The following is a 13,563-nucleotide window of genomic DNA, read 5'->3' on the forward strand; positions in this document are numbered from 1 at the left end:
TTGATTTTCAGGCAAGTTATTTGCCTTGCTGCAATTTGTTGAGATCGGTGGCGCTAACTTTGAATAAATTAAAGCTGTTCGATTAGTGTCGCAGCACTTGAAGTAGCGGCCTGACCAGCCTGTTCCTCGATGTTGAGGGTTTTGAGGACGCCATCTTCAACGATAGCCGAATAACGCTTCGAGCGGATGCCAAGACCGCCTGCGGTTGCATCCAGTTCAAGACCAAGAGCTTTGGTAAAAAGGGCGGAACCATCAGCGAGGTACAGGATCTTGCCTTCGCCGCCAGTGCTCTGCGCCCATGCGCCCATAACGAAAGCGTCATTCACTGCAACGACTGCGATCTGATCGACGCCCTTCGCGAGGATGGTATCGCGATTTTCAAGATAGCCCGGCAGGTGGTTGAGGCTGCAGGTCGGTGTGAAAGCACCGGGAACCGCGAACAGAACGACCTTTTTGCCAGCAAAGACTTCGTCAGTCGTCACTTCCTTGACGCCGTCTGCGGTCTTTATCTTGAAGGTTGCTGCGGGCAGCTTGTCACCAACTTTGATCGTCATCGTTTTTCTCCTGAAGATGAGCGTGTGCCGTCATTGCCCACCTGTATGAATCGCTGAATTTCGACTGCCAGTGCATGAAACATGGCGACGACACTTAAGCCGATAATGATCCGTTCGACAATTTCAAATTACGGATCTTACAAGTTAATCCAGCCTGACCTGTCCGGAAACTGCTTTGCCATTCTGAACCAGCGTATAGTCTATCAGCGTGCCGCCCTCAGCTTTGCCATGAAGCGTGGCTGCGAAGCGCAATTGACCAGTATCTTTCTCGGGCTTTGCCTCGGAAAGGCTTAGCTGGTCGCTTCCGATAAAAAGTTCGGCAGGTGCGTGGGCGTCGGGAAGCGCAATCTCAAAAACCGCTTTGCTTTCCTCTCGCTTTGCGCTTTTTACGCCAAACTCGGCGGATGCGGGGGCTGGCAGGCGACCAAAGGCGGTTTCGACAATCGTATGCGCGGCGATGGCCTGTGGCGATTGTTCTGGTGTTACCTTCAATGGAAAATCAAACTGAGCCTGAACGGGAATGCAGATTTTTTCACAGACGCCGAGAAAGACATGCCCTTTCAGCCGCTGTTCGCCAGGTTTTACGTGGAAGGTTAGTGGCAACGATACTGAATGTTTGTAGCCGATACCGCCTTCGTCACCGGCATCAAAATATACGGGGGCCGGATAGTCGATCCGCGCAGAAGTGCCGCCTTCTATATTGAGCTGCGGTGGCACACCTGCATCACCCGGATTGCGCCAATAGGTTTTCCATCCGGGATTGAGATCGATTTGCAATGCTCCGCGCAGTTCGCCGTGCGGCTTTGCGTCTTCAAGAATAACACGGACTTTGCCGCCCGGCGTTTCCGACCAGTCAGACGTGGCAGCCTGCGCGGCAACTGCCGCACTCAAGAGCAGAGGGAGGACAAGAAACTGAATTGATCTCATGCGGCGAGATTGATGGAAAATCATGTTTCTATCAAGGCTGAGTTTAAGTCTGTAAATTGTAGTTCAGAGTTTCAGCAACAATTGTAGTGTCACGCTCGAAACGATGACAAAACCCAGGCCGAGATGAAACAGAAAAGCAATATTGGATATGATGCGCAGCGCGTCATAATCAGCAAAATTTGTGGCGATCTCATCTGGCGGTGTGGGGTTGCGCCAAAGATATAACGCAAAGCGATAATTACCGCGTTGCATGGTGAAAATGTAATAAAGATCAGACACATCTCCGATCGCCTTTGTCATTGACGGGCTTTGCCTGATGAAATCGATAAGCGGAGAAAGTCTGACCTGCGCGTATATAGAATAAGCCAAGAAGGCTGCTGCCGAAATTACAACTATATACATCAACATGCTGATGATTCTTCTCAATCTTTAATTGCATTTATTCGCGGGGAGGTTGCTTCAATATGCAATCCAAAATCAAGCCCGTTCGAAGCAATAAGAAACTTTGCACGAATTTCATTGTCATTTGCCGCAGTCTTGCTACCTTCATATCTATGACAATTCTCAGGAAGCCAAACCAGGAGCAGGGTTTCTTGAACGGGCAATTCCTGCTCGCAATGCCCGGAATGAGCGACGAGCGTTTTGCCCGCGCAGTGGTCTATATTTGTGCCCATTCTGAAGAGGGCGCGATGGGTTTCATCATTAATCAGGTCCAGCCGGTTGGGTTTCCCGATCTCCTTCGTCAGATCGGCGTCATTGGTGATGAGGATCTGATTATGCTACCGGCGCGCGCGCAGCATATGGTCATCCGCGATGGCGGACCGGTCGATCGAACCCGCGGTTTCGTGTTGCATACCGACGACTACATGGTCGATTCCACTATGCCGGTCACAGAAGACATTTGTCTCACAGCAACGGTCGATATTCTGCGTGCGATCTATGGAGGCAATGGGCCAACGCAAGCATTGATGACCCTGGGCTACTCGGGCTGGGCACCCGGACAGCTCGATCTGGAATTTGCAGAGAACGGCTGGCTGACATGCCCGGCGCCGATGGACATGCTGTTTGATAGCGATATTGTCGGAAAATACGACAGGCTGATGACCCGGATGGGGATCGACATGACGCGGCTCGTTTCCGAAGCCGGTCATGCCTGAATGATTATCGTGTAAAAATAAGACTTAGAGCGGCTCCAGTTAAGACTGAATCGTTGGAGCCGCTAACTATTTGTTTGTACGCATTATCCTACGCAAAAGTGCTTCGCACTTTATGCTGGAAATGCTTTAAGCCGCAGCTGCGTCCAGCTGTTCCCGGATCATGCGCGTTGCATCTTCCCGACTTGATGGTTCGCCAAACATGAAGCTCTGTACATATTCGCAGCCCATCTGGCGCAATTGAAGAGCATCACTTTCACTGTCAACACCTTCAGTCACAACGGCAAGACCGAGATCATGCGCCATGCTGACGATGGAGCGCAGGAGCGTCGTCTTTTGCGGCTGATCGCCTTTAACGAACGAGCGGTCGATCTTGATGATATCGAACGGAAAGCGCGTCAGATAGGCAAGTGAAGAATAGCCGGTGCCGAAATCGTCAAGTGACAGGCCTACACCCATGGTCTTGAGCCGTGCGAGGACATGGGCCGACTGTTCAGGATTTTCCATCAGCACGGATTCAGTCAATTCCAGCTTGAGGCTGCCGGGCGTGAGATGAATGCGCGAGAGAACCGAGCGCACATCATTGATCAGATCCTGCCGGATCAACTGTGTGCTCGACAGATTAACGGACACAAACAGATCAAGCTTGGGGAACTGTTCCTGCCATGCATACAGATCTTCTGCCGCACGCTGAATGGCGAACAGTCCAAGCTGCACGATCAGGCCAGAGCTTTCGGCAATCGGAATAAATTCGGACGGAGAAATTCCGCCACGGCGCGGATGCTCCCAGCGCATCAATGCTTCAAAGCCCGCAATGGTGCCATCATCAAGCCGGACAATCGGCTGATAGACCAGGCTGATTTCATCGCGCTCAAGGGCACGGCGCAAATCGGATTCCAGCTGTAACTTGTCACTGCCGATTGCACGGAATGCCGGACGGAACGGCTCAATGCGGTCGCCGCCGAAGCGTTTGGCCTGATGCATGGCCAGTTCGGCGTCTTTGACAAAATCCTCCGCTGAGGCAGCGGTTTTCGTCCAGGTGATCAGGCCGACCGATGCCGTTAGCACAATCTCACGCTTGGCATAGGCAATCGGCGAACGAACTGCCTGACGCAGAGCTTCAGCAAAAGATGCAATACGACCCGGATCGCTTTCAGACGCGAGCAGAAGGCCGAATTGATCAGACGACAAACGTGAAAGCGTGTCCTGTGGCTTCATAAGGCGTGACAGGCGCCGCGAGATGGTAAGCAGGATCGTATCACCAGCTGACATGCCAAGGCTGTCGTTGACCTGCTTGAAGCGGTCGATGTCGATGATGAAAACGGTCGGGTGCAGTCTGCTCTCGCCGCGCGCCATATTCATCACGTTGCTGAGACGATCCAGAAATAGCTCACGATTGGGCAGACCGGTCAGATTGTCGTGCACAGCATCGTGCAACAGGCGCTCTTCGGCTTTTTTCTGCTCTGTCACATTGACCAGCGTACCGACACAACGGACGATCTCGCCATCCGAACCGATGACAGGACGGGCGCGCAGAGCATACCAATGATAGTGGCCATCATTGGCGCGCAGGCGGAAAATTTGCCCGATGCGTCCGCGACGGTTTTCGAGAATGGCATCGAGCGTTGAACGGAACCGGTCACGATCATCGGCATGCATGGCGGGTAGCCAGTTTCGCACAGGCCCCTGCAGCGAACTTGCGGTGTTTCCAAGATAATTAGCAATGTCTGGCGTCGTCACAACGCGGTCACGTGGCACGTCCCAGTCCCAGACAATGTCTCCGGCGCCAATGACAGCCAGCGCCTGCCGTTCCATATCTGAGAGCAAGCCCTGTTGAAGCGCACCACCGGAAAAAGCGTGCTGCATGACAGTGAAGCCGATCAGAAGCACAATGAGGACCAGACCACCGCCGAGAGCGGGTTGGACAATATCATTGTCGAGCTGGCCAGAGACTGCCATCCAGGCACCGAGCAGCCATATGAGCGTAAGCAGCCAGGCGGGAATAAGCATCACCGCTCGGTCATAACCTTTGACTGCCAGATAACCGATGATGAAGACACCGGATACGACGGTGAGCGCCAGCGACATGCGTGCGATGCCCGATGCGACCGGTGGATCGAATACTGCTACGCCTGCGAGCGCAATGAGCCCCAACACCCATGTCACCGCGCCATAACTGAAATGATCATGCCATCGGTTGAGATTGAGATATGTGAACAGAAAAATCACCAGAGAGGCGGCGAGTGCCACTTCCGTGCCCGCTCGCCAGACCTGCTCGTTGCCGGGCGTGATCTCCATCAGCTTGTTCCAGAAGCCAAAGTCGACACAGATATAGGCCAGTACAGCCCATGCAAGCGCGGCAGTTGCCGGGAATAGCGAGGTTCCCTTAACAACGAAGAGGATCGTCAAGAACAGTGCGAGAAGGCCGGAAATACCAAGCAGAATGCCACGATAAAGCGTGTAGGAGTTGACCGCATCCTTGTACGCTTCAGGCTCCCACAGATAGAGCTGGGGAAGATTATGTGACGAGAGTTCCGCAACAAATGTGACGACCGTACCCGGATTAAGCGTAATGCGAAAAACGTCGGCATCCGCACTTGGCTGGCGGTCGAGCGCAAAGCCCTCGCTCGGTGTAATCGATGAAATACGTTGTGAGCCCAGATCAGGCCAGATCACGCCTGAACCGACGAGACGGAAGTGGGGAGCCACGATCAGGCGGTCAATCTGCTCGTCCGTGGGATTGGCGATGGAAAAAGCGGCCCAGTCACCAGATGCGTTGGAATTAGGATCGGCTTGCACCTCGATACGGCGTACAATGCCATCTGCACCGGGGGCGGTGGAAACCTGTACACTCTCACCTTGATTGCGCAGCAGCTCAACAGCGCGCGAAAGGTCAAGGGCTGTGTCTTCTTTTGAGATTTTTATCGGCTCGACAGCAAAAGCATGAACCGTTGAAAAGAACACAATGGCAATGAACGCGGAGATAATCCGCGCGAAGGCTGAAAAAAACCTGTCTGTAAGACCGTTCACGAGCGTTCAACCTTGCCATTGGTCATGCGTATGTCGCTTTCTAAAAGGGCAAATAACAGGTGATCCTGCCAGAAGCCGTTTATTTTGAGATAGGAACGCAACAGTCCTTCTCTCTGAAATCCGGCTTTTTCGAGAAGCCGTATCGAACGTACATTATGGGGAATACAGGCAGCTTCAATCCGGTGCAACCTCAGTTCCCCGAAAGCAAAGGGGATAACCATTGATAAGGCTTCGGTCATATAGCCTTGGCCGGCGACGGATACACCGCTCCAATAGCCGATCATGCCGCTTTGGCCGACACCGCGTCTGATGTTGCCAAGGGTAATTCCGCCTAAAAGCCGGTTGTCACCGTTACGGAAAATAAAAAACGGATAGCCGGTGCCATCGGACATTTCCTCCTGTACGCGTCGCAGCCGATGGCGGAAAGCGCTTTTGGTCAGGTCGTCATCGGCCCAGGTCGGTTCCCATGGGGTAAGAAAGGCGCGGCTCTGCTCGCGCACATTGGCCCAACTTGCAAAGTCGGTCATCAATGGCTCGCGCAAATAAATGCGCTTCCCACGAAGGATTGTCGGATTGCTGCGCCGGAATGGCAGGCCGATCATGCGGGTTCCTGTTTTAAGGAGGGCGGTGAGGGAAATAGGACAGCGAGGCATTGGGGCAATATGTTTATCGCCTGAAACCTGTTGTACTATTCCGTGTCACCTGCGTTCTTATCCTTGCTGCCTTACACAGCAATCTTCCTTGTATGTGCGCTGGTCGAGAGAGCATCGGTGAGCCCCTCAAAGCCCATCAGACGTCCAACGGGGCCAACACCTGCAATCGTCGGCTTGCTGTCAAGGAACAGGCGTCCGGCAAGATCGCTCAGTCGTTCCGGAGTGATCAGCGAGAGGCGATCCATCAGTTCGCTGTTTGCAACTGGACGGCCATAGAGCAGGAACTGGCGTGCGATCTGTCCCGCGCGGCTTGCAGCGCTTTCCTGCGACATGAGCAGGCTTGCGCTGTACTGCGCACGAGCGCGATTGACTTCCTCAATGCTGATGGAATCCGCTGCTTTGTGCAGCTCGTCGATAATGACCGGCAGTAGCTCTACGAGTTCATCGCGACCAGTCGCAGCATGGATGCCGAACAGACCCGTATCGGAAAAGCCCCAATGGAAAGCGTAGACCGAATAACAAAGGCCGCGCTTTTCACGCACTTCCTGAAACAGCCGCGAAGACATGCCGCCGCCGAGGATCATGGAAAGAAGCTGTGAGGCATAGAAATCGCGCACATGATAGGCGCGGCCTTCAAAGCCGATCAGTACCTGCGCATCCATCAATTCGCGATTTTCGCGGAAATCACCGCCAACATAGGTGGCGAGATCAAGCGTTGGCGCGGTATTGTGCGCACGGAAGCCGCCGAGACGCTTTTCCACTTCCTTCACGAACTGATCGTGATCAATGCCGCCTGCTGCCGTCACCACCATGCGGTCAGCGCTGTACTGTTCATCGATATACTGGCGCAGGTCGTCCGAAGTGAAGGACATGACCGTATCGGGCTCGCCAAGAATGGCGCGTCCGATTGGCTGATGGCGATAAGCGGTTTCGGTAAAGCGGTCGAAGACGATATCATCAGGCGTATCGTGCGCAGCACCGATTTCCTGCATGATGACCTGCTTTTCGCGCTCAAGCTCCGCTTCATCGAACTTCGAAGCGGTCAGAATATCTGAGAGGATATCGATCGCCAAAGGCATGTCGTTGCGTAGAACACGCGCATAATAAGACGTGGTCTCGACGCTCGTCGCAGCATTGATCTCGCCGCCAACATTTTCGATGTCCGAGGCGATCTGCCAGGCCGTCCGCTTTTCCGTGCCCTTGAAAGCCATATGCTCAAGCAGATGGGCGATGCCATGCCGATCCGGAGCTTCGTTTCGTGCGCCTGCCTTGACCCAGATACCCAACGCGACGCTTTCCACATGCGGCATGTTATCTGTAGCAATGGTCAAGCCATTGGAAAGACGCGTTACTTCAACACCCATAAGCACAATGCTCCCATAGTCCCATTCGGGTTCCCGTTCTTAATTCCCTTAGAGCGCCGGGCGTCCTTCTGGACGCTAAAGGACGCTCTAACTCTTTTAAACTACGCATCTTGCTTTCCAAAACTCGATTCCGATTTTTGGGCCGATGCGGTAGAAGAGCACGCGCATTTTATGCCCGAGAATGACGGCGAACGTATTCTTCCACGATTTTCAGGTCGTTGTGAAGAACTGTGAAACTTTCTTTTCGTTGCATCAAGTCCGAAAGCCATGCCGGAAGTTCCGGGTTGATACCGCTCGCAGCCTTTACGGCATCGGGGAATTTCGCCGGGTGGGCTGTTGCCAGAACCACCATTGGTGCGTTCCCGGATACTTTTTCGCGAGCGACCTTAACAGCAATCGCCGAGTGCGGATCAAGCAGATAACCATCTGCTTCAAGCACAGACTTAATGGTTTGCGCAGTTTCCTCGACCGTAGAACGGCCCGCTGAAAACTCGTTGCGAATGGCGGAAAGCGGCTTTTCGGAGATAGTGAAGCCGCCCGACTGCTTCAGGCTCTGCATCAGACCACGCACAGCCGCCGCATCGCGGTCGTGTGCTTCAAACAATAAACGCTCGAAATTGGACGAAATCTGGATGTCCATCGAAGGCGAGGTTGTTTGTTCGACACCACGCATTTCGTAAGCGCCACCGTCCAGCGTGCGTGAGAGAATGTCGTTGTCGTTGGTGGCGATGATGAGCTGATCGATTGGAAGGCCCATTTTCTTGGCAACGAAGCCTGCAAAAATATCGCCGAAATTACCGGTTGGCACCGTGAAGGACACGGCACGGTCAGGCGCACCAAGGCTCAGCGCTGCTGTGAAATAGTAGACCACCTGTGGCATGATACGCGCCCAGTTGATCGAGTTCACACCGGAAAGCGAAATCGCATCACGGAATTCGAGATCGTTGAACATGCCTTTGACCAGATTCTGGCAGTCATCGAAGTTACCTTCGATGGAAAGGGCATGAACGTTGGAAAAGCCGGAGCTGGTCATCTGGCGCTGCTGCACCGGTGACACGCGGCCATTCGGGAAGAGAATAAAGATATCTGTATTGTTGCGGCCGCCAAAAGCCTCGATAGCCGCGCCGCCTGTGTCGCCGGAAGTGGCGCCGACAATTGTGGCGCGCTCACCGCGTTGGGCCAGCACATAATCCATCATGCGAGCAAGAAGCTGCATGGCGACATCTTTGAAGGCAAGCGTCGGGCCATGGAACAGTTCAAGAATGAACTCATTCGAACCCGTCTGAACCAGAGGGCAGACTGCATCGTGACGGAACGAACCATAGGCTTCACGCACCATGCGCTCGAAATCAGCCTGTGGAATCTCACCGTCGATGAAAGGTGTCAGTACAGCCAGCGCGATATCCACATAGGATTTTCCGCGCAAATCGCGAATTTGTTCCGGGGTGAATTGTGGGTATTCCTGAGGAAGATAGAGGCCGCCATCGCGGGCAAGTCCGGCGAGCAAAGCGTCGCTGAACCCCAGAACAGGTGCTTCGCCGCGCGTGCTGATATATTTCATCTCAAAGGCCTTCATTTCGGGTCGAGGCGGATTTTAGCCGCATAATGCAATAGAGCGTCCCTAAAAAAGCCGCAAGAATTAAAGCATCCTTGTAGGGATGGGGGTTGCTCTTGGCGACAAAAAACAGGAAAACACCCTCACGCTACGCATCGCATAGTGGTATAGAACAGGTCGATCAGTGCAGGGAAGCCCGGTTTATGCAGAAAGCATTACAGAATCGTTCATCGTTGTTTCCAGTCTTTGCAACGGTTTTGCTCGCAGCACTCGCAGGCTGCACGACAAGTGGCACGCAGAAATCTGCGGATGGCGCACAGGCAGACGCCGGCCAGACACGTATCAAAGAATCGGAGTTGCGCGCTTTCTGCCCAACCGTTTCGTTGCGTGACGGCACAGCCTATTTCAACACCTATGAAAAGGGTGGCGATAAGGATGCGAGCCGCGTCATTTATCAGGCGGCGTTGACCGATACTACCCGTTCTTGCCAGTACACTGATGGAACAATCACTCTTGACGTTGCTGCGGCAGGCAAGGTCGTGCCCGGTCCAAAATACAAGAGCGGTAACATCACCATGCCAGTCCGCGTTGCGGTCCTTCAGGGTGACAAGGTGATTTATTCCAAGCTGCATAAGCAGACCGTGAATGTGACCGGCGGTGGTGCGACGCAATTCGTATTTAATGACAAGGGAATCTCGATCCCGTCGGATAGCGCTCGTAGTGTCCAGATTTTTGTGGGCTTTGATGAAGGTCCGTATAACACGAAATAAGTGTTGAGCTTGAGAGCATGTTTCGGCGCTGATGCTGTGCATGAAGCTGAGATGATAAGGGGTGCACGCTGCTATCGCGTGCGCCTTTTTTTTATCTTGCAGTTTGATCGCGCTTGTTATTTATAGTGCTGATAATTGTCACAGCTTTATATTATACATTATTTTTATATAGCTTCTGAGAATATAAATTTGGTATTATTATAGAGACTATTGGAAATAGTAGCCATTTCCTTTATTTTTATGCGTCATAGTAGCATGAGAAAAATGTTTTAAACTGGTTTCCCGATCGTCGATATTGGAACGGCAGGTTTTCTGATGGTGCTTCAGCGCAGGTCTTTTTTATCGCCTGTTTATGTCCTGATCGCCGTTATGCTGCTGCTAGGTGCGATTGCTGGAAAATGGGCTGGTAATCGGTTTCAGCTGCACGAAGAAGAGCGGGATATGGATGCCTATATGTCTGTGCTTATGTCGCAGGCCAATCGCATCATTACATCCGCACAGAAAACATTGGAACAGGCCAACCGTTCTCCTTATGCAATCTGCTCTGACGAGGATAAACGTTATTTACGCGAGCTGCTGTTTGGTGGCTATCATGTCAAGGATATTGGTCGTCTCGTGAATGATCGACTTGAGTGTTCCACTCTCCTGAACGACGTTGACACTGACGAAGTGCGTTCCACCGAAGAGGTGCAGTTAATGGACGGCACTTATATCTATGGTGATCATAAGCTGATTACACCCGGTAGTCACGGCCCCGTCATTGGACGTGGCGAGGCGAATGTTGTGTTGAGCTCGGTCGCTTTTGATGCGTTGCACGTTTCTCAGTATAATTTCGTTGTTTTCCTGACAAACACGGACAAAACGCAATTTGCCCGTCTCTACAGTTTCCCAGAGGCGTTTCCCGGCAATATTGAAAACAGTTTTGTTCCGACTGGCAGCAGTCGGTCGTTTGGCATTTCAGACGATATTCTGCGCGAGAAAACCTGTGATCCTGTTACTGGAATCTGTATTTCGGTTGTGACATCGCAGAGTTGGTATGCCGAGGCGGACCAGCTTCTGCCTTTCGTTTTTACTGCTCTCGGAATGTTTGTTGGTGGTGGTCTTGGTGCAGCCTGGATTTATTATCGAAATCGCGACCAATCTTTGATTTCTCTTTTGGAAAAGGCGCTGGCGGCGAAGAGTCTCACACTGGTTTATCAGCCGGTCGTTAATATCGGAAATGGTAAGATTACAGGCTTCGAGGCGTTGATCCGTTGGGAGATAACGAAGGGCGATTTCGTGCCGCCTGATTTATTTATTGCCCGCGCGGAAGCGGCCGGTATAGCGGATCGCATCACCTTATATGTCATTGATCAGGTGATTTTGGAGATGGGCGAGCTTTTACGGCAGCAACTTTCTTTGCGCATCAATATCAATATGACGGCAGGTGACGTGCAGAACCCGGCATTTATGGCTGCACTCGAACAGCGCCTTGGGGAATTTGATATTAAGCCTCAGCAAATCGGATTGGAATTGACGGAACGCACAGCTGTCGATTTTGCCAGGGCCACCGAAGGTATCAGGCAACTGCGTGAGCGCGGGCATCGGATTTATATCGATGACTTTGGTACAGGCTATTCCAATCTCGCTTATTTGGGCGAGCTGCAGGTCGATGCCATCAAGATTGACAAGGCTTTCACGCGTACAGTCGGTGATGAACGTGGAACGGTATCAATCGTGCCCCAGATTATTTCGATGGCACATGAACACGGTCTGGATATTGTCGTTGAGGGCCTTGAGACGGAAGCTCAGGTCAACTATTTCCGCGGCATTAGCGATAAGCTATCCGGGCAGGGCTGGTTTTTCGGCAGGCCTGTTGACGCAACATCGGTACAGGCGCTTGTCGGAAACATTACTCCATCCAAAAAACGCGGGCGCAGCAGAGCGTCGGCGGCGAAATAGATATTTAACTATAGAACAAATCTATAAGATTCTAATTAAATTAGACTGCTTCTGTGAAGTGAAAAGCAAGAGGTTTGCATTACAACAATTTCAGCAGGGATGATTGTGTCTGGTGAAGGGCTGGTCGTCTCCGATTGAAACTGCAACGAACCAAGAGGATAGGGCGGCTTATAGAAACCGCTCTGGTCTATGCCCATGAAACCAAAATATGAACGCGTTCTTGAGCCGACAGACACCTGGGCGATCTTCGACGTCACGACGGACGAGCCCGCATCGATCGGCGACAGGTTGATGATTGGTCTGAGCGAAAGCGAATCGGAAGAATTGCTCGCCACACTCAATGCTGCCGCGAAGAGCAAGAATAAGCGCAGCGCTGCGTAGCGCTGTATTGCAAGCCAGCAGGGTGAGCCCTGACTGTTCGATGCTTTGGCATTGCGAAGTAAAAAGCGCTGAACCAGCGCTTTTTAATTGATAGTTCTCCCGAAAGCGTGTGTTTCGGGAGAAATCACAAGCTTCAGGCGTCGGTCCAGATTGATAAGGCCTCGATTACGCCCGGCAGATCCTTATGGCGATGGATCACGGTTTCAGCACCTGCATCCGTCAGTTTGTCGGCATGACCGGGATAGGTGTGCGCGCCACCGGTAAAACCGATAACACGCATTCCGGCTGCACGCGCGCCATGAATGCCATGCGCTGAATCTTCAATCACGATGACATCCGCTGGATCGACACCAAATTGCTTTGCAGCATAGAGGAAAACGTCGGGTGCAGGCTTCGGCTTTTTTGTGCCTACTTCGCGCGATGAGAAGATATTTGGCGCGAAAAGATCATAGAGACCGACGCGTTTCAACATGAGTTCAAGGCGTGCATTGGTCGAGTTCGAGCAAATGCACTTTGGTAGCCCAAGTGCAGAAACAACCTCGACGATATCTTCAATCGCCTGCACCTCATTTTTCAAGCGCTCATCAAGCAGTTTTTCCGACTTGTCGAGAAGAGACGCGGAAATCGGAATGCCTGCTTCGCGTTCCACTGTCAGAAGAATGTCCTGCCAGGTGAGGCCGGCGAAGCGCTCGCCTACTTCTTCCGCTTCAATCGGATATCCGGCTTCTGTCAGAAGAACAGCATCGACTTGCGCTGCGATGACTTCCGAATCCACCAATACGCCATCGCAGTCAAAAATAATCAGGGAAGGAGCCGCCATTTTACAAGCCTTTTAGAGCGCATACCGAAGTGTGAAACGATTTTCGGGTAAGATGCGCGTTACATCAGAATGTTAGAACGCTGATTTTGTCCACTCGGATCAAACCACGCACTATTGGGAGACGAGGGGGAGATTATCCGCCGAAATACCGCCGATGAGCTACACTTTTATGACTTGCGCGTCAAATTATGGCCGTTCAACTTGCCGTATGTGTCGGAACGATATGCTGGGCCGACCGTTTCCTTCCTCTGGTGAAGGAGAAGTTTATGCGAAAGTCTGTTGTGCTGTTCATTCTCGCAATTGTCGTCGTTCTGGCATTCATTCTTGCGACACCCTATTATTACAGCGTATCGCCTGAGAACCGTGGAACCGAGCCCGTAACGGACACGTCTCAGTAAGCACCCGATCTTTCAA

13 protein-coding genes are annotated in these 13,563 nt (G+C 52.4%); 5 read left to right on the forward strand and 8 right to left on the reverse strand.

Going from position 1 to position 13,563, the window contains the following annotated elements; translation table 11 throughout:
* Nucleotides 1–68: 68 nt before the first annotated feature.
* The 3 genes from C9380_RS03430 to C9380_RS03440 all read right to left on the reverse strand — a co-directional run bounded on the left by C9380_RS03430 (nt 69) and on the right by C9380_RS03440 (nt 1,781).
* Nucleotides 69–554, reverse strand: coding sequence for a peroxiredoxin (locus tag C9380_RS03430; protein ID WP_105705316.1), 486 nt, complete (start codon nt 552–554; stop codon nt 69–71).
* Nucleotides 555–698: 144 nt separating this feature from the next.
* The gene (locus C9380_RS03435) at nt 699–1,481 is read right to left on the reverse strand and encodes a protein-disulfide reductase DsbD domain-containing protein (protein ID WP_024896207.1); all 783 of its coding nucleotides are present in this window, start codon (nt 1,479–1,481) and stop codon (nt 699–701) included.
* Between the two features lie 63 nt (nt 1,482–1,544).
* On the reverse strand, nt 1,545–1,781 hold the full coding sequence (locus C9380_RS03440; RefSeq protein WP_128092991.1) for a hypothetical protein: 237 nt from the start codon (nt 1,779–1,781) through the stop codon (nt 1,545–1,547).
* A gap of 254 nt (nt 1,782–2,035) precedes the next feature.
* On the opposite strand from C9380_RS03440, the gene C9380_RS03445 reads away from it, so the two are divergent.
* Nucleotides 2,036–2,638 carry a YqgE/AlgH family protein gene (locus C9380_RS03445; protein ID WP_024896209.1) on the forward strand — a complete coding sequence of 201 codons (603 nt, stop codon included), beginning with the start codon at nt 2,036–2,038 and terminating at the stop codon, nt 2,636–2,638.
* A gap of 126 nt (nt 2,639–2,764) precedes the next feature.
* Here C9380_RS03445 and C9380_RS03450 read toward each other — a convergent pair whose 3' ends face one another.
* From C9380_RS03450 to thrC, 4 genes are all read right to left on the reverse strand, one after another.
* The gene (locus C9380_RS03450) at nt 2,765–5,623 is read right to left on the reverse strand and encodes an EAL domain-containing protein (protein ID WP_374844393.1); all 2,859 of its coding nucleotides are present in this window, start codon (nt 5,621–5,623) and stop codon (nt 2,765–2,767) included.
* A gap of 38 nt (nt 5,624–5,661) precedes the next feature.
* Entirely contained in the window at nt 5,662–6,267 is a 606-nt protein-coding gene (locus tag C9380_RS03455; protein ID WP_024897207.1) for a GNAT family N-acetyltransferase, read from the reverse strand.
* A gap of 122 nt (nt 6,268–6,389) precedes the next feature.
* Complete coding sequence (locus C9380_RS03460) at nt 6,390–7,682, reverse strand: M16 family metallopeptidase (protein ID WP_024897208.1); 1,293 nt, start codon at nt 7,680–7,682, stop codon at nt 6,390–6,392.
* Nucleotides 7,683–7,851: 169 nt separating this feature from the next.
* Nucleotides 7,852–9,243 carry a threonine synthase gene (gene thrC / locus C9380_RS03465; protein ID WP_128092993.1) on the reverse strand — a complete coding sequence of 464 codons (1,392 nt, stop codon included), beginning with the start codon at nt 9,241–9,243 and terminating at the stop codon, nt 7,852–7,854.
* A gap of 197 nt (nt 9,244–9,440) precedes the next feature.
* Between thrC and C9380_RS03470 the strand changes: the two genes are divergently transcribed.
* The 3 genes from C9380_RS03470 (at nt 9,441) to C9380_RS03480 (ending at nt 12,329) form a co-directional block, all read left to right on the forward strand.
* Nucleotides 9,441–10,007: a hypothetical protein gene (locus C9380_RS03470; protein WP_024897210.1), complete on the forward strand. Its 567-nt coding sequence runs from the start codon at nt 9,441–9,443 to the stop codon at nt 10,005–10,007.
* Between the two features lie 315 nt (nt 10,008–10,322).
* Nucleotides 10,323–11,948, forward strand: coding sequence for an EAL domain-containing protein (locus C9380_RS03475; RefSeq protein ID WP_128092994.1), 1,626 nt, complete (start codon nt 10,323–10,325; stop codon nt 11,946–11,948).
* Nucleotides 11,949–12,143: 195 nt separating this feature from the next.
* The gene (locus tag C9380_RS03480) at nt 12,144–12,329 is read left to right on the forward strand and encodes a hypothetical protein (RefSeq protein ID WP_100559535.1); all 186 of its coding nucleotides are present in this window, start codon (nt 12,144–12,146) and stop codon (nt 12,327–12,329) included.
* A 133-nt stretch (nt 12,330–12,462) separates the two neighbouring features.
* Here C9380_RS03480 and C9380_RS03485 read toward each other — a convergent pair whose 3' ends face one another.
* Entirely contained in the window at nt 12,463–13,149 is a 687-nt protein-coding gene (locus tag C9380_RS03485; RefSeq protein ID WP_095446207.1) for an HAD family hydrolase, read from the reverse strand.
* Nucleotides 13,150–13,415: 266 nt separating this feature from the next.
* On the opposite strand from C9380_RS03485, the gene C9380_RS28320 reads away from it, so the two are divergent.
* On the forward strand, nt 13,416–13,547 hold the full coding sequence (locus tag C9380_RS28320) for a hypothetical protein (RefSeq protein ID WP_268877364.1): 132 nt from the start codon (nt 13,416–13,418) through the stop codon (nt 13,545–13,547).
* Nucleotides 13,548–13,563: the final 16 nt, after the last annotated feature.

It is taken from the genome of Brucella pituitosa, from assembly GCF_003049685.1.
Taxonomy (GTDB): domain Bacteria; phylum Pseudomonadota; class Alphaproteobacteria; order Rhizobiales; family Rhizobiaceae; genus Brucella; species Brucella pituitosa.

Excerpts from the sequence above, each read along its gene's own strand:
- C9380_RS03430 (WP_105705316.1), bottom strand. The coding sequence starts at position 554 with ATGACGATCAAAGTTGGTGACAAGCTGCCCGCAGCAACCTTCAAGATA.
- C9380_RS03435 (WP_024896207.1), bottom strand. The coding sequence starts at position 1,481 with ATGAGATCAATTCAGTTTCTTGTCCTCCCTCTGCTCTTGAGTGCGGCA.
- C9380_RS03440 (WP_128092991.1), bottom strand. The coding sequence starts at position 1,781 with ATGACAAAGGCGATCGGAGATGTGTCTGATCTTTATTACATTTTCACC.
- C9380_RS03445 (WP_024896209.1), top strand. The coding sequence starts at position 2,036 with ATGACAATTCTCAGGAAGCCAAACCAGGAGCAGGGTTTCTTGAACGGG.
- C9380_RS03455 (WP_024897207.1), bottom strand. The coding sequence starts at position 6,267 with ATGATCGGCCTGCCATTCCGGCGCAGCAATCCGACAATCCTTCGTGGG.
- C9380_RS03460 (WP_024897208.1), bottom strand. The coding sequence starts at position 7,682 with ATGGGTGTTGAAGTAACGCGTCTTTCCAATGGCTTGACCATTGCTACA.
- thrC (WP_128092993.1), bottom strand. The coding sequence starts at position 9,243 with ATGAAATATATCAGCACGCGCGGCGAAGCACCTGTTCTGGGGTTCAGC.
- C9380_RS03470 (WP_024897210.1), top strand. The coding sequence starts at position 9,441 with ATGCAGAAAGCATTACAGAATCGTTCATCGTTGTTTCCAGTCTTTGCA.
- C9380_RS03475 (WP_128092994.1), top strand. The coding sequence starts at position 10,323 with ATGGTGCTTCAGCGCAGGTCTTTTTTATCGCCTGTTTATGTCCTGATC.
- C9380_RS03480 (WP_100559535.1), top strand. The coding sequence starts at position 12,144 with ATGAAACCAAAATATGAACGCGTTCTTGAGCCGACAGACACCTGGGCG.
- C9380_RS03485 (WP_095446207.1), bottom strand. The coding sequence starts at position 13,149 with ATGGCGGCTCCTTCCCTGATTATTTTTGACTGCGATGGCGTATTGGTG.
- C9380_RS28320 (WP_268877364.1), top strand. The coding sequence starts at position 13,416 with ATGCGAAAGTCTGTTGTGCTGTTCATTCTCGCAATTGTCGTCGTTCTG.